At 73.7% G+C, this 14,899-nt stretch carries 12 protein-coding genes; 3 read left to right on the top strand and 9 right to left on the bottom strand.

From position 1 onward, the window contains the following. Positions 1-125 precede the first annotated feature (125 nt). Positions 126-638, bottom strand: coding sequence for a P-loop nucleotide/nucleoside kinase family protein (locus BM290_RS23755; protein WP_093618440.1), 513 nt, complete (start codon positions 636-638; stop codon positions 126-128). Between the two features lie 338 nt (positions 639-976). Continuing rightward, complete coding sequence (locus BM290_RS23750; protein WP_177319869.1) at positions 977-3,481, bottom strand: S8 family serine peptidase; 2,505 nt, start codon at positions 3,479-3,481, stop codon at positions 977-979. A gap of 147 nt (positions 3,482-3,628) precedes the next feature. Here BM290_RS23750 and BM290_RS23745 point away from each other — a divergent pair, with 147 nt between their 5' ends. Then, entirely contained in the window at positions 3,629-4,135 is a 507-nt protein-coding gene (locus tag BM290_RS23745) for an NUDIX hydrolase (protein WP_093617675.1), read from the top strand. A gap of 3 nt (positions 4,136-4,138) precedes the next feature. Here BM290_RS23745 and BM290_RS23740 read toward each other — a convergent pair whose 3' ends face one another. Next, entirely contained in the window at positions 4,139-4,546 is a 408-nt protein-coding gene (locus BM290_RS23740; protein WP_093617673.1) for an NUDIX hydrolase, read from the bottom strand. A 200-nt stretch (positions 4,547-4,746) separates the two neighbouring features. Between BM290_RS23740 and BM290_RS23735 the strand changes: the two genes are divergently transcribed. Beyond that, complete coding sequence (locus BM290_RS23735; protein WP_143133908.1) at positions 4,747-5,664, top strand: TolB family protein; 918 nt, start codon at positions 4,747-4,749, stop codon at positions 5,662-5,664. Positions 5,665-5,722: 58 nt separating this feature from the next. Here BM290_RS23735 and BM290_RS23730 read toward each other — a convergent pair whose 3' ends face one another. Genes BM290_RS23730 through BM290_RS23720 form a run of 3 tightly spaced genes read right to left on the bottom strand, consistent with a single transcriptional unit; the run spans position 5,723 to position 7,926 of the window. Further along, positions 5,723-6,142, bottom strand: coding sequence for a VOC family protein (locus BM290_RS23730; RefSeq protein WP_093617669.1), 420 nt, complete (start codon positions 6,140-6,142; stop codon positions 5,723-5,725). A 60-nt stretch (positions 6,143-6,202) separates the two neighbouring features. Continuing rightward, positions 6,203-6,844 carry a response regulator transcription factor gene (locus tag BM290_RS23725; RefSeq protein WP_093617667.1) on the bottom strand — a complete coding sequence of 214 codons (642 nt, stop codon included), beginning with the start codon at positions 6,842-6,844 and terminating at the stop codon, positions 6,203-6,205. Beyond that, positions 6,832-7,926: a sensor histidine kinase gene (locus tag BM290_RS23720; protein WP_093617665.1), complete on the bottom strand. Its 1,095-nt coding sequence runs from the start codon at positions 7,924-7,926 to the stop codon at positions 6,832-6,834. The genes BM290_RS23725 and BM290_RS23720 overlap by 13 nt, the downstream gene beginning before the upstream one ends. 131 nt (positions 7,927-8,057) lie before the next feature. On the opposite strand from BM290_RS23720, the gene BM290_RS23715 reads away from it, so the two are divergent. After that, positions 8,058-9,311, top strand: coding sequence for an alpha/beta hydrolase family protein (locus tag BM290_RS23715; protein ID WP_239143673.1), 1,254 nt, complete (start codon positions 8,058-8,060; stop codon positions 9,309-9,311). A 456-nt stretch (positions 9,312-9,767) separates the two neighbouring features. Here the strand turns inward: BM290_RS23715 and BM290_RS23710 are convergent, their stop codons facing one another. From BM290_RS23710 to BM290_RS50750, 3 genes are all read right to left on the bottom strand, one after another. Next, positions 9,768-10,379, bottom strand: coding sequence for an endonuclease VII domain-containing protein (locus tag BM290_RS23710; RefSeq protein WP_143133907.1), 612 nt, complete (start codon positions 10,377-10,379; stop codon positions 9,768-9,770). 426 nt (positions 10,380-10,805) lie between these two features. After that, positions 10,806-11,285 carry a hypothetical protein gene (locus tag BM290_RS23705; protein WP_093617663.1) on the bottom strand — a complete coding sequence of 160 codons (480 nt, stop codon included), beginning with the start codon at positions 11,283-11,285 and terminating at the stop codon, positions 10,806-10,808. 11 nt (positions 11,286-11,296) lie between these two features. Next, positions 11,297-14,782: an ALF repeat-containing protein gene (locus BM290_RS50750; protein ID WP_093617661.1), complete on the bottom strand. Its 3,486-nt coding sequence runs from the start codon at positions 14,780-14,782 to the stop codon at positions 11,297-11,299. Positions 14,783-14,899 lie beyond the last annotated feature (117 nt).

Here is a 14,899-nt window from a genome sequence, read left to right as displayed (position 1 = left end):
CTCGTCCAGCGTGGCGACCGGCGCATGACCCACCCTGGGTTACCGCCCGAGGGTGGGCCCGGCCACCGCCTTGTCCGCACCGGCCGCTTCCCAAACCTGGTCGTGCCGAGGATCGAACCAACCGGTCACCCGGCCAGCGACGGCCACCGCCCGGCCGCCCACTGCGGCCACCCGGCCCATCCCGCGGGCGGCGCCGGGACCCGCGCCGCCGTATCGAGCTCGGCCGCGTCCGGTTCCTGGAACATCCGCCGCCACGCGTCGAGGTCGGCGCCGCTCATCGGGAACGTGGTGTGCGGCGCGGTGGCCTGCCGGTGCGCGACCCGGGCCGCCTGCACCCGCGGGTCGACCGGCAGATACACCACCCGGCACGGCGCGCCCGCCGATTCCGCCAGCCACCGCAGCGCCGACCGCTCGTCGCGGCCCCACAACCCGAAGTCGAGCACCACGTTCGTGCCCGCCACCAGCGCCCGCAACGCCATCGTGATCAGCAGGCCTTCCAGCACGTCGCGGCGGCCGCCGGCGTCCGGATCGCCGAACAGCGCGACCATCCATTCGTCCGGGGTCAACCGCAACGCGCGATGCGCGGCCGCCAGCTGCCGGGCCCGGGTGGTCTTCCCGGCGCCGGGAAGACCCACCATCAGGAACAATGTGCCGGATACGGGTGACCGCCGCCCCGTCGCCGACTCGCCGATCTCGTGCACCCCATGCTCCCCGGACCATCCGTGAACGAACCGGCAGCACGGAAAAGGGCACGTGGCAGGGCTGCCGGAAAGGACCTCGATCCGGCGGTACGGCCAGACGCCGGCCCACCCGGGGCCGGGCACGTCACTGGAACCGTGACACCGCCGCTAAGCGGCAGCGCGAATCTGCATGCAGGCGAAGCAACCCATGCCCCCACCCTAGCCGGGGATCAGACACCGGAGCCTGCACGGTCACGTGCGGTGACCGTGCAGGCTCCGGTGGTGCGACGTGCGGCTCAGTCCAGGTCGGTGTAGGAGAACGCGGCCGCCGCGGTGAACCGGCTGACCGCCCCCGACGCGGTGGTGAACGACACCCAGGTCGGCCCGGCCGACGAGACGGCGGGCACGGTGCACGACCAGGCGCCGGCCGCCTGTGCCGTACACACGGCCGGGGTGTCGCCGAACCGGAACCCGGCGGGGCCGGAACCGGCGCCGGCGACCCGGACCACGACCTTGCGGCCACCGGCGGTGGTGTCGGTGTTCGCCGACAGGCCGGTCACCACCGGCACGTACGTGATCGGCGTCGCCGGGCCCGTGACGGTGTCGTGCACGATCACCAGGTCGAGGGTGACGGCCGTCGCCGACGGCGGCAGCGTCGCCTTCAGGTGGGTGGCGTCGACCCACACCGGGCTGATCCGGGTCGTGCCGAGCAGCAGGCTGATCGACTCGGCGGCGAACTCCTTCGGCGTCGCGCCGACCGTGCCGCCGGTGACGGTCAGCGTGACGACGGTGCCGCCGCTGGCCTTCGCGACCGTGCCGTCCGCGACGGTGAACCCGAGCGGCGCCCGTGCCCGTACCGTCGCCGCGACCGTCGCCGCGCTGGATCCGCCGCCGGTGGTGACCCGCACCGGCACCGGGCCGCTGAGGCCCGCCGGGGTGACCGCGGTGATCGTGGTGGCGTTGACGACCGTGAACGACTGCGCGTTCAGGTCACCGAAGCGGACCGCGGCCGGGTCCGACGCGTCGACACCGGCGAACCCGGCACCGGTGATCTTCACCGTGGTCCCGCCGCCACCGTTGACGATCTGCGGCGCCACAGCCGTGACCGCCGGCCCGTACTGGACGGCCGACTCCGACTCCGGTCCGGCCACCCCGTCGTGGACCAGCTGCATGCGCAGCGCCGCCGAGCGGGTCGAGGCGGGCGCGGTGACCTTCAGGTGGGTGGCGTCGACCCACGCCACGGTGGCGGCGACCCCGCCGACCCTGGCGGTGATCCGCTCGCCGGCGAACGCGGCAGCCGTGGCGCCGGCGGTCCCGCCGGTCACCGTCACCGGGATCACCGTGCCGCCGGTCAGCGGCACCGCCGTGCTGGTGAACGACGCGCCCAGCGGAGCCCGGTAGGTGAACGTCACCTTCGTGTTGACACTCGCGCCGGCGCCGTTGGTGACGGTGATCTGCTGCGCGTCCGCGCCGGCCGGCGCGATCGCGGTGATCGCCGTGTTCGACGTGACGGTGAACGAGGCAGCCGGGGTCGACCCGAACCTCACCGCGGCCGGGTTCGACGCGTCCACGCTGGTGAAGCCGCTGCCGGTGATCGTCACCAGGGTGCCGCCGCCGGTCGACCCGGAGACCGGCGTGACCGCCGACACCACCGGCGCCGGGACGGACGGTCCCGGCGCGGGCGCCGCCGCGGCGCCCAGGGCCTTGAGGAGCCCGGCCGCGTTGAGCAGGCCGGCGCCGAACTGGTCGTCCCGGCCGGCCACGCCCAGGTCGACGGCGGACGCGGCGATCGCGGCCCGCAGCTGCGCCGGGGTCACCGACGGCTTGACCGACTTCGCCAGCGCCATCGCGGCGGCGACGTGCGGCGCGGCCTGCGAGGTGCCCGACCCGAGCACGAACTTCTCCGCGGGGTACGCCATGGCGATACCGACACCAGGGGCGACCACGTCGACCTGCGGGCCGAACTCGGAGAAGTCGGCGCGCGCCCGCGTGTTGTTCACCGCGCCCGTGCCGACGACACTGTCGTACCCACCCGGGTAGAGGACCGGGTTGCCGTCCTTGGCGGAGTTCCCGGTCGACGCCGCGACCGGCACGCCGGCGCCCTCCGCGTACGTGATCGCGGACTCCAGCGCGGGCGTGCCGACCCCACCGAGACTCAGGTTGATCACCTGGGCGCCGTGGTCGACGGCCCAGATGATGCCGGCGGCGACCGCGTCCAGCGGGCACCCGCCGGGCGCGCACACCCGTACCGGCAGGATCTTCACGTTCGGGGCGATCCCCGCGATGCCCCAGGCGTTGTTCGTGGTCGCGGCGATGATGCTGGCGACACCCGTACCGTGGCCGTCCAGGTCGTTGGTCCCGTCGCCGGAGGCGATCAGGTCGGTGCCGGGCAGCACCCGTGACCCGAACTCGGAGACCCGCGCGACGCCGGTGTCGATGACCGCGACGACCACGTTCTCGCCGGTGCTGACCGTGTTCGCGGCCGGGGCGTCGATCGCGTCGAAACCCCACTGCTGATTGCGGTACGTGTCGGCGCCGGTGGCGGTGATCGTCGCCTGCGGGCTCGTCCCGTCGACGGCGATGCCGTGCCCGGCGAGGATCGCCTTCGCCGACGCGGACAACGGCACCTCGGCGCCCGACAGCGGCGCGGCCAGCCCGGCGACACCCAGCGACGCCGGCGTGGCCGGCGATCCTCCGGCCGTCGCGGCGCTCGCGCCCGGCCCCGCCACCCCGACAGCCCCGGCCGCCGTGGCGGCGACGACGATCCCCGCAGCACGGCGGGCCCTGTTCTTGTTGATCACGCCGCGAACCATCGTGCGGCCGTCCCGCAATCGTCGGACTTCCCCGGTGCAGTCCGGGTGCAATCGGCGGCCTCCGCCCTACCAGGACGGTTGGTAGGCTGCCGTGGTGCCGATCATCGCCCGCCCCGCCACCGCGCCCGGCACGCCGTGACGCTGCACCTGCGCCGCTCGGTGCGCGCGATCGTCGTCGACGAGCACGACCGGGTCCTGCTGTGCCGGTTCGTCTTCCCCCACCCGGCGGTGCCCGCGGGCACGACGACCGTCTGGGCCGCGCCCGGCGGCGGCATCGAGCCCGGCGAGGACAGGCTGACCGCCCTGCGCCGTGAGCTGCGCGAGGAGACCGGTCTGACGGTCACGGCCGATCCCCCGCACATCTGGCACCAGGAGATCATCGGCCCCGGCCACGCGCCGGGTCTCGACGGCATCGTCAACGACTACTACCTGGTCCGGACCAGCCACTTCGAGCCCCGCGGCGAGCTGACCGCCGACGAGCTCGCCACCGAGGAGCACCTGGACGCCTTCCGGTGGTGGCGGCTCGCGGAGATCGCCGGCCACACCGGACCCGGCCTGTTCTCGCCCCGCGACCTGACCACCCCGCTGACCGCGCTGCTCACCGCCGGGCCACCGGACCGGCCGACACCGCTGGGCCTCTGACCGCTACGGGCGCTGCCGCAGCAGCCCGGCCCGTAGCAGCTCGTCGAAGACCAGCTGATCGACCGGCGACACGCGGTCCCGGTCCGCACCGGTCAGCCAGACGATCTCCTCGATCTCGTTGTCCGGCCGCAGCACCCCGTCGAAATCGGCGGTGTAGCAGGCCATCCGCACGATCGTGCCGTCCGGGTGGCCGTGCGCCTGCGCCTCGAACGTGCCCAGATGCGCGGCGCTGCCGGCCACGATCGTGACGCTGAGCTCCTCGCGGACCTCACGTACCAGCGTGTCGACGTCGCTCTCCCCGGGCTCGCGCTTGCCGCCGGGCAGATAGAACACGTCCCGGCCCACGCTGCGGGTGCTCAGCACCGCGCCGTCCGCCACCTGGATCCAGGCGATCTTGTCGATGAAACCCATGCCAGGAGTATCGCCGCAGTGGCCCCGGTGCGGTCCGCCCGCCACGCGACGAGGATCCGCTCCCCGTCCGGCAGGAAGGTCATCGTCACGAAGAGGTGACCACCAATGTTCGGCTGATCTACACGGCGACGACCCGGCACCGTCGAGCAGCCCTGACATCGTCGCGGCCGACAGATGTCGAGCGGTGAAAGGAGCACCTGATGCACCGAAGTAGCACCATGCTCGCCACGGGGGCGATCGCCGCGATGCTGCTGACCCTCACCCCGGCCGGAGCCGTCGCGGCGGCGACCGGGCCGGCCCCGGGCGGCCGCATCCTCTACCTCGACCTGCCGCGCAGCGACGCGGCCGGCCACCTGCGCAGCATCCGGCCCGACGGCAGCGCACCCATCGACCACGGCCGGGACCTCGCCTGGTACTCCAGCCCGGACTACTCACCGGACGGAACACAGATCGCCTACATCGAAGGGTTCAGCGTCCGCGCCACGGCCGCGGGCGGCGCCGATGACCGGTGGCTCGTCGACGGGCCGTGCGTGCCGTCGACCCCACGCTGGTCACCGGACGGCACGCAGGTCGCGTTCGAGTCCTGCGGCGACATCTACACCGTCGACGGGGGCGGCGCGGCGGCCGGTTTCCGTAACGTCACCCAGAGCGCGCTCACCGAGATGTCACCGTCGTGGTCACCCGGCGGCCACCGGTTCGCCACCGCGAACGCGCCCGGCGTGACCGTCCACCGGGCCACCGGCTCCGGCACGCGAACCGTCAGCGACCTGCCGCGCGCCCAGCAGCTCGACTGGAGCCCGAACGGCCGTACGTTCGCCGTCGAGGCCGCCGGTGACCTGTGGCTGGTCGACGCGGTCACCGGCCGGCGACGGCAGCTGACCGACACGCCGGACGTGTTCGAGTCGTCGCCGGTCTGGTCACCGGACGGCCGGTGGATCGCCTTCGGCAGCGGCCCGGCCGCCCCGCCGACCCCGCCGGACCCGGAGGACCCGAGCCCGCCGGACCCGATCAGCACGGCGTCCCTGACCCCGCAGATCTGGCTGATGACCGCCACCGGCGCCCAGCAGCACACCATCGGCGTGCCCGGCGTGCCGACCAGCTGGCGCACCGCCCCGTAGCAGAGCCGTCTCCGGTGAGCAGACCGACCGGCCTGCTCACCGGAGACGCCAGATCGCGTCATCCGGGGCGGTGGCAGACCGCTTCCAGGTTGATCCCGTGCGGGTCCAGCACGAACGCGCCGAAATAATCGTCGTGATACTCCGGGTGGACGCCGGGCGCCAGCAGCGACGTGGCACCGGCCTCCAGCGCGACCCGGTGGAACGTCGCCACGTCCGCGCGGGTGTCGACGGTGAAGGCCAGGTGCATGTTCGTGCCGACGACGCCGCCGTCGATGAGCCAGAAGTACGGCTTGACACCGGCCAGCCCGAACCCGGTCATCGCCGTCGGCTGGTGGGGTGTCGCGTTCGGCGGGATCTCGAGCATCTTGCTGATCCCGATGGCCGCCAGCACCGGCTCGTAGAAGGCCACCGCGGCGGCCAGATCCGGCACCGCGACGTTGAGGTGGTCGATCCGTGATCCTGAACGGTCAAGTATCATGGTGCCAGCCTGCCCCGCACAGCGGCCACTTCCTGACCGCAATCCTGCCGAGCGGTCGCCTCAGGGACGCAGATACCTCAGGACGGCGAGGACCCGGCGGTGGTCGGAGTCGGTATGCGGAAGATCCAGCTTGGTGAAGATGCTGCTGATGTACTTCTCCACCGCGCTGTGACTGACCCTCAGCTCGGCGGTGATGCCGTTGTTGGAACGGCCCTCGGCCATCAGCCGCAACACCTGTGACTCCCGGGGCGTGAGCCGCTCCCGCGGGTCGCTCCGATGCCGGACCAGGAGCTGAGCGACCACCTCCGGGTCCAGAGCGGTGCCGCCGGCGGCCACCCGGCGGACCGCGGCCAGGAAGTCGGGCACATGCGCCACCCGGTCCTTCAGCAGGTAGCCGACACCACTGGTACGCACCGACAGCAGATCGGTGGCATACCGCTCCTCGACGAACTGGGACAGCACCACGACGGCGACCCGCGGGAACTCGTGATGGATGACCAGGGCGGCCCGGATGCCCTCGTCGGTGTGCGACGGCGGCATCCGCACATCGACGAGCGCCACATCGGGACGGTGCACAGCGACCGCACGCAGCAGCGCGTCAGCGTCGGCGACCGCCTCGACGACCTCGAAACCGCCGTCGGTGAGCAGTTTGGTCAGCCCGGCCCGCAGCAACACCGAATCCTCGGCGATCACGATCCGCACGGCAGCTCCACGGTGATCGTCGTCGGCCCGCCCACCGGGCTGTGCAGCGCGAACGTCCCGTCGACAGCGGCCGCCCGCCGGGCCAGCCCGAGCAGCCCGGTGCCGTCACCACCGGTGCTCGCGCCACCCCGGCCGTCGTCGGTGACCACCACCCGCAGCCGGCCGGCCGCGCGGTGCACGGCCACCTCGGCGTGAGTGGCGCCGGCGTGCTTGCTGACATTGGTGAGCGCCTCGGAGACCACGAAGTACGCGATCGCCTCGACCGCCGGCGAACAGCGCACCGGCACGTCGACACGAAGCCGCACCGGCAGCGGGGCGCGGGCGGCGACACCGGACAGGGCCGCGTCCAGCCCACGGTCGTCGAGCACGGCGGGATGCAGCCCCCGGACGAACTCGCGCATCGCGGCGAGAGCCTCGACGGCCTCGTCGTGGGCGTCCTCGATCGCGCGCATCGCCGGCCCCGGCGTCCCGGCGAGACCGGCACGCGCCATGCCCAGGTTCATCGCCAGCGACACCAGTCGCTGCTGGGCGCCGTCGTGCAGGTCACGCTCGATCCGGCGGCGCTCGGCGTCGGTCGCGGCGACGATGTCGGCCCGGCTGCGGGCCAGCGACTCCACCCGCATCGACAGCTCCGCACGACGCCCGGGCCCGAGCAGCGCCCGCGCCAGCGCCGTGTCGGCCCGCGCCACCCGGGCGGCCGCCCACGGCGCCGCCACCGCCACCACGGCGAACACCGGAGCGGTGAACAACGCCAGCAGGTGGTAGGCGATCAGCCGCCCGCGGGCCGGCCGGGCCGGCGCGGGAATGCCGGCGCCGAGCAGCGCCCGGAACCGCCGCCGCTGCACCGCGGCCAGGCGACCCACGGCTGCCAGCGCCAGCCCCGGCGCCACCACCGCGAGCAGCACGAACACGCCGGTCATCGGCCGGTCGCCGGGCGCGGCATACAGCAGGCTCCAGCCCGCGCAGTAGGCGGCGCCGATCGGCAGGACACCGGTCAGCACGAAACCGGACACCCCGAGCGGCAGACCCACGAGCGTGTGCAGCACGACCCGCCAGGAGCTCACCGCATGCGCCGCTGTCATGCGATCACCGTAGACACCGTCCGGTGCCTCGGCGACGGGGCTACCCGCCGGCTCGGGGTGCGGAAAACCCCACCCCGGACCGGCGGGCCGCCCCACCGACAACGCGTCCGGCGTCCGGCAGCGTGATCGGCATGCTGGAACCGATCACGAACAAGCCCGCCGCGGTACGGCCACTGCGCCGCCGTACGCTGCTCACCGCCGTCCTGGCCTCCGGTGCCGGCCTGGCCGTCGCCGCACCGGCCGCCGCCCGCACGTCCGATCCCGGCCCGGCCACCGGCCGCCGGGCCGCCGCGGGCTACGTTCTGCCCGCGCCCACCGGCCCCGCCGATCTCGGCACCGTCGCTGTGCACCTGCGCGACACGACCCGCACCGATCCGTGGGCGCCGGGCCACCCGCCGCGAGAAATCATGATCCAGATCTGGTATCCGGCCCGGGACCTGTGCGGCCATCTGCCCGAGCCGTGGCTGTCCCCCGGCGCCGTGCCCCATTTCGCCGAGACCTTCGGCCTGCCCGCCGACCGGATCCGCAGCACCCGCACGCACGGCCGGACCGGGGCGCCGGTCCTGCCCCGGCGCGGCGGCCACCCTGTGCTGCTGTACTCGCCGGGCCTCGGCGGCGACCGCGGCACCGGCACCGTCCTGGTCGAGGATCTGGCCGCCCACGGCTACATCGTCGTGACCATCGATCACACCCATGACGCGTCCGAGGTCGAGTTCCCCGGCGGGCGGGTCGAGGTCGCGGCCCTTCCCCCCGACCTCACCGACGAGGTCGTCGTCCAGGCCGCCGCCGTCCGGGACGCCGACACCCGGTTCGTCCTCGACCAGCTGGCCGCCCTCGACGCCGGCCGCAATCCGGACGCCGCCCGCCGCCGCCTGCCGGACGGCCTGCGCGGCGCGTTCGACCTGAGCCGCATCGGCATGTTCGGCCACTCCCTGGGCGGCAGCACCGCCGCCGCGGTGATGCACGACGACCCCCGCCTCAAGGCCGGCGTCAACCTGGACGGCACTTTCGTGGGCCCCGCCGCCACGGGCGGTTCGGCCCGGCCGTTCCTGCTGATCAGCAGCGACCACGGGCCCGACGCCGAAGACCCCACGTGGACCAGGTTCTGGTCCGCCCAACAGGGCTGGAAAAGGCAGCTCAGACTGCGCGACACGGTCCACGGCTCGTTCAACGACGGCGTATCCCTCTACCCCCAGGCCGCCCTCGAGATCGGCCTGACCCCCCAACAGCTGGCGGGCATGGTCGGCACCCTCGCCCCGCCACGATCCGTCGAGATCCAGCGCACCTACCTGCGCGCGTTCTTCGACCAGCACCTGCGATGCCGCGACGGCCGCCTGCTCGCCGCCCCGGACCCGCGCTACCCGGAGATCCACTTCGTCCGGTGACCGGTCCCCTCCCGCAGCGGGGCGGCGGGTCCCGCCCCCTGCTGCGGGACACCGGGCGCGGAGGTGAAGATCTCGTGACGAGGTTCTGCCCTCGCGGATTCCCGGTAGGCGGACGACTGCCTCGTCCACCTACCGGGAGTCCGCGAGTGATCAGCAGGGCCTCCAGGGCCTGGTCGCCCCGGCCGTGGCGTCGACAGAAGCGCCGCAAGACCTCCGTCCCACCGCCACGGCGCCGTGTTCTCCCAGCGGGTCCGCACGACGCTTCGCAGCGTGCCCGTGGCACTCCAAGACCGCGTACGCCCATGGTTTCGATCCGGCCGTGCCGGGCCGGTAGGTCGGCAAGCTGGTCACGGTTGTTGATCGAGGTGGTCCTTCGCGTGCGCAGCAGGACGATCGCCTCGTCGATCCGTCCCAGCCCTCCACCAGGTCCGCCACTGACTCGGCGGCCGGACTTCCTTATCGGCGCACCATGGCCGGCAGTGGTCCAACCTTCCCTTCACCGCCGATTCCGCCATCGCCCGGCGGCCCTGGCCAGTCGACCTCAACCGTGCGTTCCCCCTGGTCAGCGACCTCTGTTGGGTCCTGCGCCGCAACTACGGGCATCCCCTCCAGGTAGGCCGCTCCGGCACGCAGGATGATCGGGTTCTCCGAGGACAGCCCGATCATCGTGTTGCAGTTGTTGCAAAGCAGACCACGGACACGGTGGCTCTCATGGCAGTGGTCGACGACCAGCCGGACAGCCGGAGCTGTCGGCGTGCCGTCGAGGCGAGGCCTGCCGGTCGGGATCGCGGTGATGTCGTCCTCGTGCGTTCCACAGATCCCGCACCGATACTGCTGGGCCGCACGCAGCGCATCGTACTGCTCGACGGTGATCCGGTACTTGTCCCACAGATTCGCAGCACGAACTCCTGCGGGTCCCATCCGCTCCCGTCTCAGGCGGCTTCTCTCGCGCTTGGCCTCAAGGCACGCACTGCAGTGGGTGGTCGGCTTGCCGTGGCGGGTTCGGAACTGCTCCGGTGGCCACGTCTTCCGGCAATAGCGGCACCGGATCTGGTCGGTCTGTTCCATGGCGCAGACCGTACGCCCAGGGTCCGACAATCCGAGTTACAACAGAACGGACCTTATGGTGTAACGGCGTTTTGTCCGTTTCAAGCCTCTCTCGCGATTATCGGATTGCCGATAACAGTAATCCATTAATTGAGGCAGGGGGCGGTCCGGATAACCCTCGCGTCCTGGGGGCGGGCCGACGGAACGGCAACGGCCGGCTTCGGACACCCCCTCACTGGTCCGCACCGGGAACTTCGGCGACCAGCCGCCGATCCAACTCGGCGGGCAGCCCCGATGGTCCAGGTGTCATCAGGTCGACGTGCCCGCGGTGACCACCCCGGCACCGACGGCCGCGACCGGTCGGCGGTCGGGGCCGCCTCAGGGCTCGCCACCGTCAGCGCCGGTTACGGGACGAGGTTTGCGCGTGGACACAACCGGCCCGGCGGCCTACCCGGTTTCGAAGGCGTACGCGAACACCCGCCGCCCTGAAGGCACGACGACCACGTCCACGTCGACGTCCGGTACCGGTTCGCCGCTGTAGGTGGCGTAGAGCCCCGCCTCCGTGAACGGCCACCCCCACCGCTGCACCCGGGGGTCCTTGCCGAGCGCCAGCCGGTCCCCCGGCAGCGGCTCCCCCGCGGTCACCGCGTTGTCGGCCAGGAACGCTGCCACGCAGGACGGGTCGGCGGTGAACGTGAGATAGAACGTGTCCTCGACGTTGTCGCCGGACCAGTACCGCAGGTCGTCGGCCGGGCAGCCGGGCAGCCGCAACCCGAACTGGGCGAGCAGGTCGTCGAGGCTGCTGCCGAGCCGGCTGCCCGGGTAGGCCCGCTGGTCGAGCAGCCAGGCCCCCCGGGTCGTCACCAGCGTCGCGCCGACCGCCAGCACGAGCACGGCGAGGACGGCCGTGACGAGACGCTGTTTCACGGCTTCCGACCCTAGATGGTCTGCACGCTGCTGCGTCCGCGCACGGTGAACTCGCGGGCGATGCCGTAGCTGTGCATGTCGGCGTAGTCGTCGAAGGAGATGCCCCAGATCTCCTCGCCGTGGTCGAAGTTCCAGTCCTTGTAGACGTCGACGCCGTACTGTCCGTGGACGGTGGCCTGTCCGTTGGCGACGGTCACCGTGATGGGTCCGCGCAGGCGCAGCTGGACGCCGCGCACCCCGAGCCGGTAGTCGATGTTCTCGGTCATGCTGACGCCGAACCAGAGGCTGTCCATCCAGTATTCGCAGGTGGAGCGTCCGCTGCTGAGGCATTTGCTGCGGGCTTGGGCGAGCATCTGCTCGCGCGACTCGTCGACGGCGGCTTTGAACTGCCGGTCCTTGAGGTAGTTGTCGACGCTGGCGATGAAGTCGGCGCCGCTGCGGTTGTAGTAGTGCCACCACAGGGCGCAGGCCTGGCCGTCGCGGCCGCTGACCTGGCAGACGCCCTGGATGGTCAGCCACAGCTGGGCACGCATCTCCATGGCGGCGGTCGGTTCGTCCCAGGGGATGTCCTTGCCGCCGTAGGGGCCGTTCGCGCCGGGGGTGGTGGGGTCGCTGTCGCCGTCGTTGTAGGTGACGACTTCCCGGCCTTCGCCGTTGCGCAGCTGGGCGAGGTCCTCGGCGCGCTGTTTCTGCAGCCAGATCTGGTAGGTGTCGAGGAACGCCTGGGCGGCCGCGGCGGCGTCCTGGCCGGCGCGCAGGGCGTCGTCGCGGGCCTGGGCGGCGGCGGTGGCGGCGCTGTCGGCGGAGGCTTTGGCCTGGGCCGCGGAGGCGGTGGCGCGGGTGGCCGCGTTGGTGGCGGTCTGCGCGGCGCGGGCGGCGTCGGTGGCGGCCTTGCGGGCGGCGGCGGCCGAGGCGGCGGCCTGGTCGGCGGACTGCTGGGCGGCCTGGGCGGCCTGCTGGGCCTGGGTGGCGTAGTCGGCGGCCTGGGCCGCCGACTGGCGGGCCTGTTCGGCCCAGCGCGCGGCTTCCTCCTGGGCCTGGCGGGCGACGGCCGCGAGGCGGGCGGCTTCGGCGGCGTCCTTGCGGGCGGTGGCGGCGGAGGCGGAGGCTTCGGCGACATAGCGGCGTACGGTGGCGACGTGCACCGCGGCGTCGTGGTCACGCTGGCGGGCGCGCGGCAGCTCGACGGTCAGGAAGCGGCGCAGGTATTCGCGGGGCCCGGCGAGCGCGATCTGTGCGGCGGCGTCGACCTCGTCTCCGCCCTCGGCGATGGCCGCGGCGACGGCGACCCGGTCGTCGGTGTCGGCCGCCTGGTATTGGCCGGTGCGCAGGAAGGCGTGGACGTCGGCGGCGGTGCCGCGCAGCGCGGCCTGGGCGGCGGCCTTGGTGGCGGTTCCGCCGCGGGTGATGATCTGCGCGACGGCGATCCGGTCGTCCTGGATCTTGGTCGGGTACATGGGCAGCCGCAGGAACTCGACGACCTGGGCGTGGTTGCCGCCGAGCGCGGTGGCGGCCGCGGTTTTGAGCGCGGGTTTGTCGCTGCTGTCGGCGAGCTGGGTGACGCGGCTGCGGTCGTCCTGTTCGGCGGCCAGTTCCCGGCCGGTGGCGAGCCAGTGGCGCAGGTCCTGTTCGGTGCCGCCGAGCGCGGATTCGGCGGCTTCACGGCTCCACGGCCCGCCGGCGGTCATCAGCCGCAGCGCCGCCTGTCGTGCGCTGCGGACGGCGACCTGCGGGTCGGTGCCGGCGGCTTCGGCGGTGGCGAGCAGGGCGGCGGTCTGGTTGTCGACGCGCACCGATTCGGGGTCGTCCCAGGCGATGGTGGCGGGCTGCCGGGAGGCGATCTGGCGGGCCTCGCGGGCGGCGGCCATCGCCTCGTCGGTCTGGGTGCGCAGTCGTTCGGCGTCGGCGGCGCGTGCGGTCTGTTCGGCCTGCTGGGCCGCGGTGGCGGCGCCGGCGGCGACGGTGGCGGCCCGGTCGGCGGCGTCGGCCGCGGCGGCGGTACGGCGGGCCGCCTCGGCGGCTTCTCCGGCGTGTTGGGCGGCTTCGTCGGCGGCCGCGGCGGCCGCCCGGGCGTGGCCGGCCGCGTCGCGGGCCCAGCGGGTGGCCTCCTGTGCGGCGGCCGCGGCCTGGGCGGCCAGGTTCTGGGCGGCGTTCGCGGCGCGGTCGGCCCGGTCGGCGAGGGCTCGCGCGCGGGCGGCGGCTTCGCGGGCGCGGGCGGCTTCGGCGCCGGCCACGTTCGACTGTGCGCCGGCCTGTTCGGCGGCGGTCGCGGCGGCGAGGGCGTTGTCGACGGCGCCCCGGGCGGCGCCGGCGGCGTTTCCGGCGGCGAGGGCGGCGGCCTGGACCTGGGCTGCGGCGTCGGCGGCGCTGTCGGCGGCCTGGGCGGCGGCGCGGGCCTGTTCGGCGGCCTGCCGGGCGGCGGCGGCCTTGGTGGCGTCGCCGGCGGCCGCGGCGGCGGCCTGGTTGGCCTGGGTGGCGGCTTGTCCGGCGAGGACGGCGGCGGTGGCGGCGCGGCTGGCCGCGGCGGAGGCTACCCGGGCGGCTTCGTTGGCGGCGCGGGCGGCGCCGATCGCGTCCTGGGCGGCGTCGGCGGCGCGGCGGGTCGCGTCGGCGGCGCGGGCCGCCGCGGCGGTGGCGCGTTGGGCGGAGGCGCCGGCGGCGACGGTTTCGGCGGCGGCGCGCAGCGCGGCTTCCTTGGCCAGTTGTGCGGCTTGGACGGCGCGTTCGGATTCGGCGCGGGCGATCTCGGTCTGGGTGGCCGCTTCGGTCTGGGCCTGCCGGGCCAGTTCGGCGAGGTGGCTGACGGTGGCGATCTCGGCGTCGCGGGCCCGGGCGACGTGCTGGCCCTGGGCGAGGAAGTCGGTGATGTCCTGGGCGGTGCCGTTGAGGGCGAGCTGCCCGGTACGGACCATCTCCGGTCCCCCGACGGCGATGAGCCGGGCGATCGCGATCCGGTCGTCGGTCCGTGCCGCGCTGTACTGGCCTTCGAGCAGGAACCGTGCGATGGCGTCGTCGCCGTCGTTGAGGGCGGCCTGCGCGGCGGTACGGGTGGCCTGACCGCCGACGGCCATCAGGCGGGCGACCCGGACGCGCAGGTCGTTGCGCATCGGGGCGTTCTGCCCGCCGGCGAGGAACGCGGCGATGTCGGCGTCGGAGCCGGACAGCACGTTCTGCCCGGCCGCGGTCATGGACGGGCCGGACAGGGCCATCAGGTTGGCGACCTTGACGCGGTTGTCGAGGGCGGTGAGGCCGGGCAGTTCGGTTTCCAGGAGGCGCCGCACGGCGGCGTCCGATTCGAGCAGGGCGGCCTGGGCGGCGCGGGCGACGACGGGTCCGCCGGTGCACATCAGATCGATGGCGGCGGTACGGTCGGCGACCACCGGATCCACCGGCGTGGCCGCGGCCGGCTGCGCGGATCCGGTCAGCGCGAGCCCGGCCGCGAGCAGGGCCGTCAGCGCGAAACGCGCAGCGGAAGGCCTCTTGTCATGGCTGTCCATTCTGTTTCCCCCCGTGTCGTCACTCGTCGCGACCCTAGGTTCAGCGGCCCCAACATGTCGACCCCTGTCGATGTCCCGCGCATATGACGCACGAGAACCGGCGACCGGCCGGCGGCG

It is taken from the genome of Actinoplanes philippinensis, from assembly GCF_900113015.1.
GTDB lineage: Bacteria > Actinomycetota > Actinomycetes > Mycobacteriales > Micromonosporaceae > Actinoplanes > Actinoplanes philippinensis.
The sequence above is the reverse complement of the archived record's forward strand: the minus strand, read 5'-3'. Positions and strand labels throughout refer to the sequence as shown.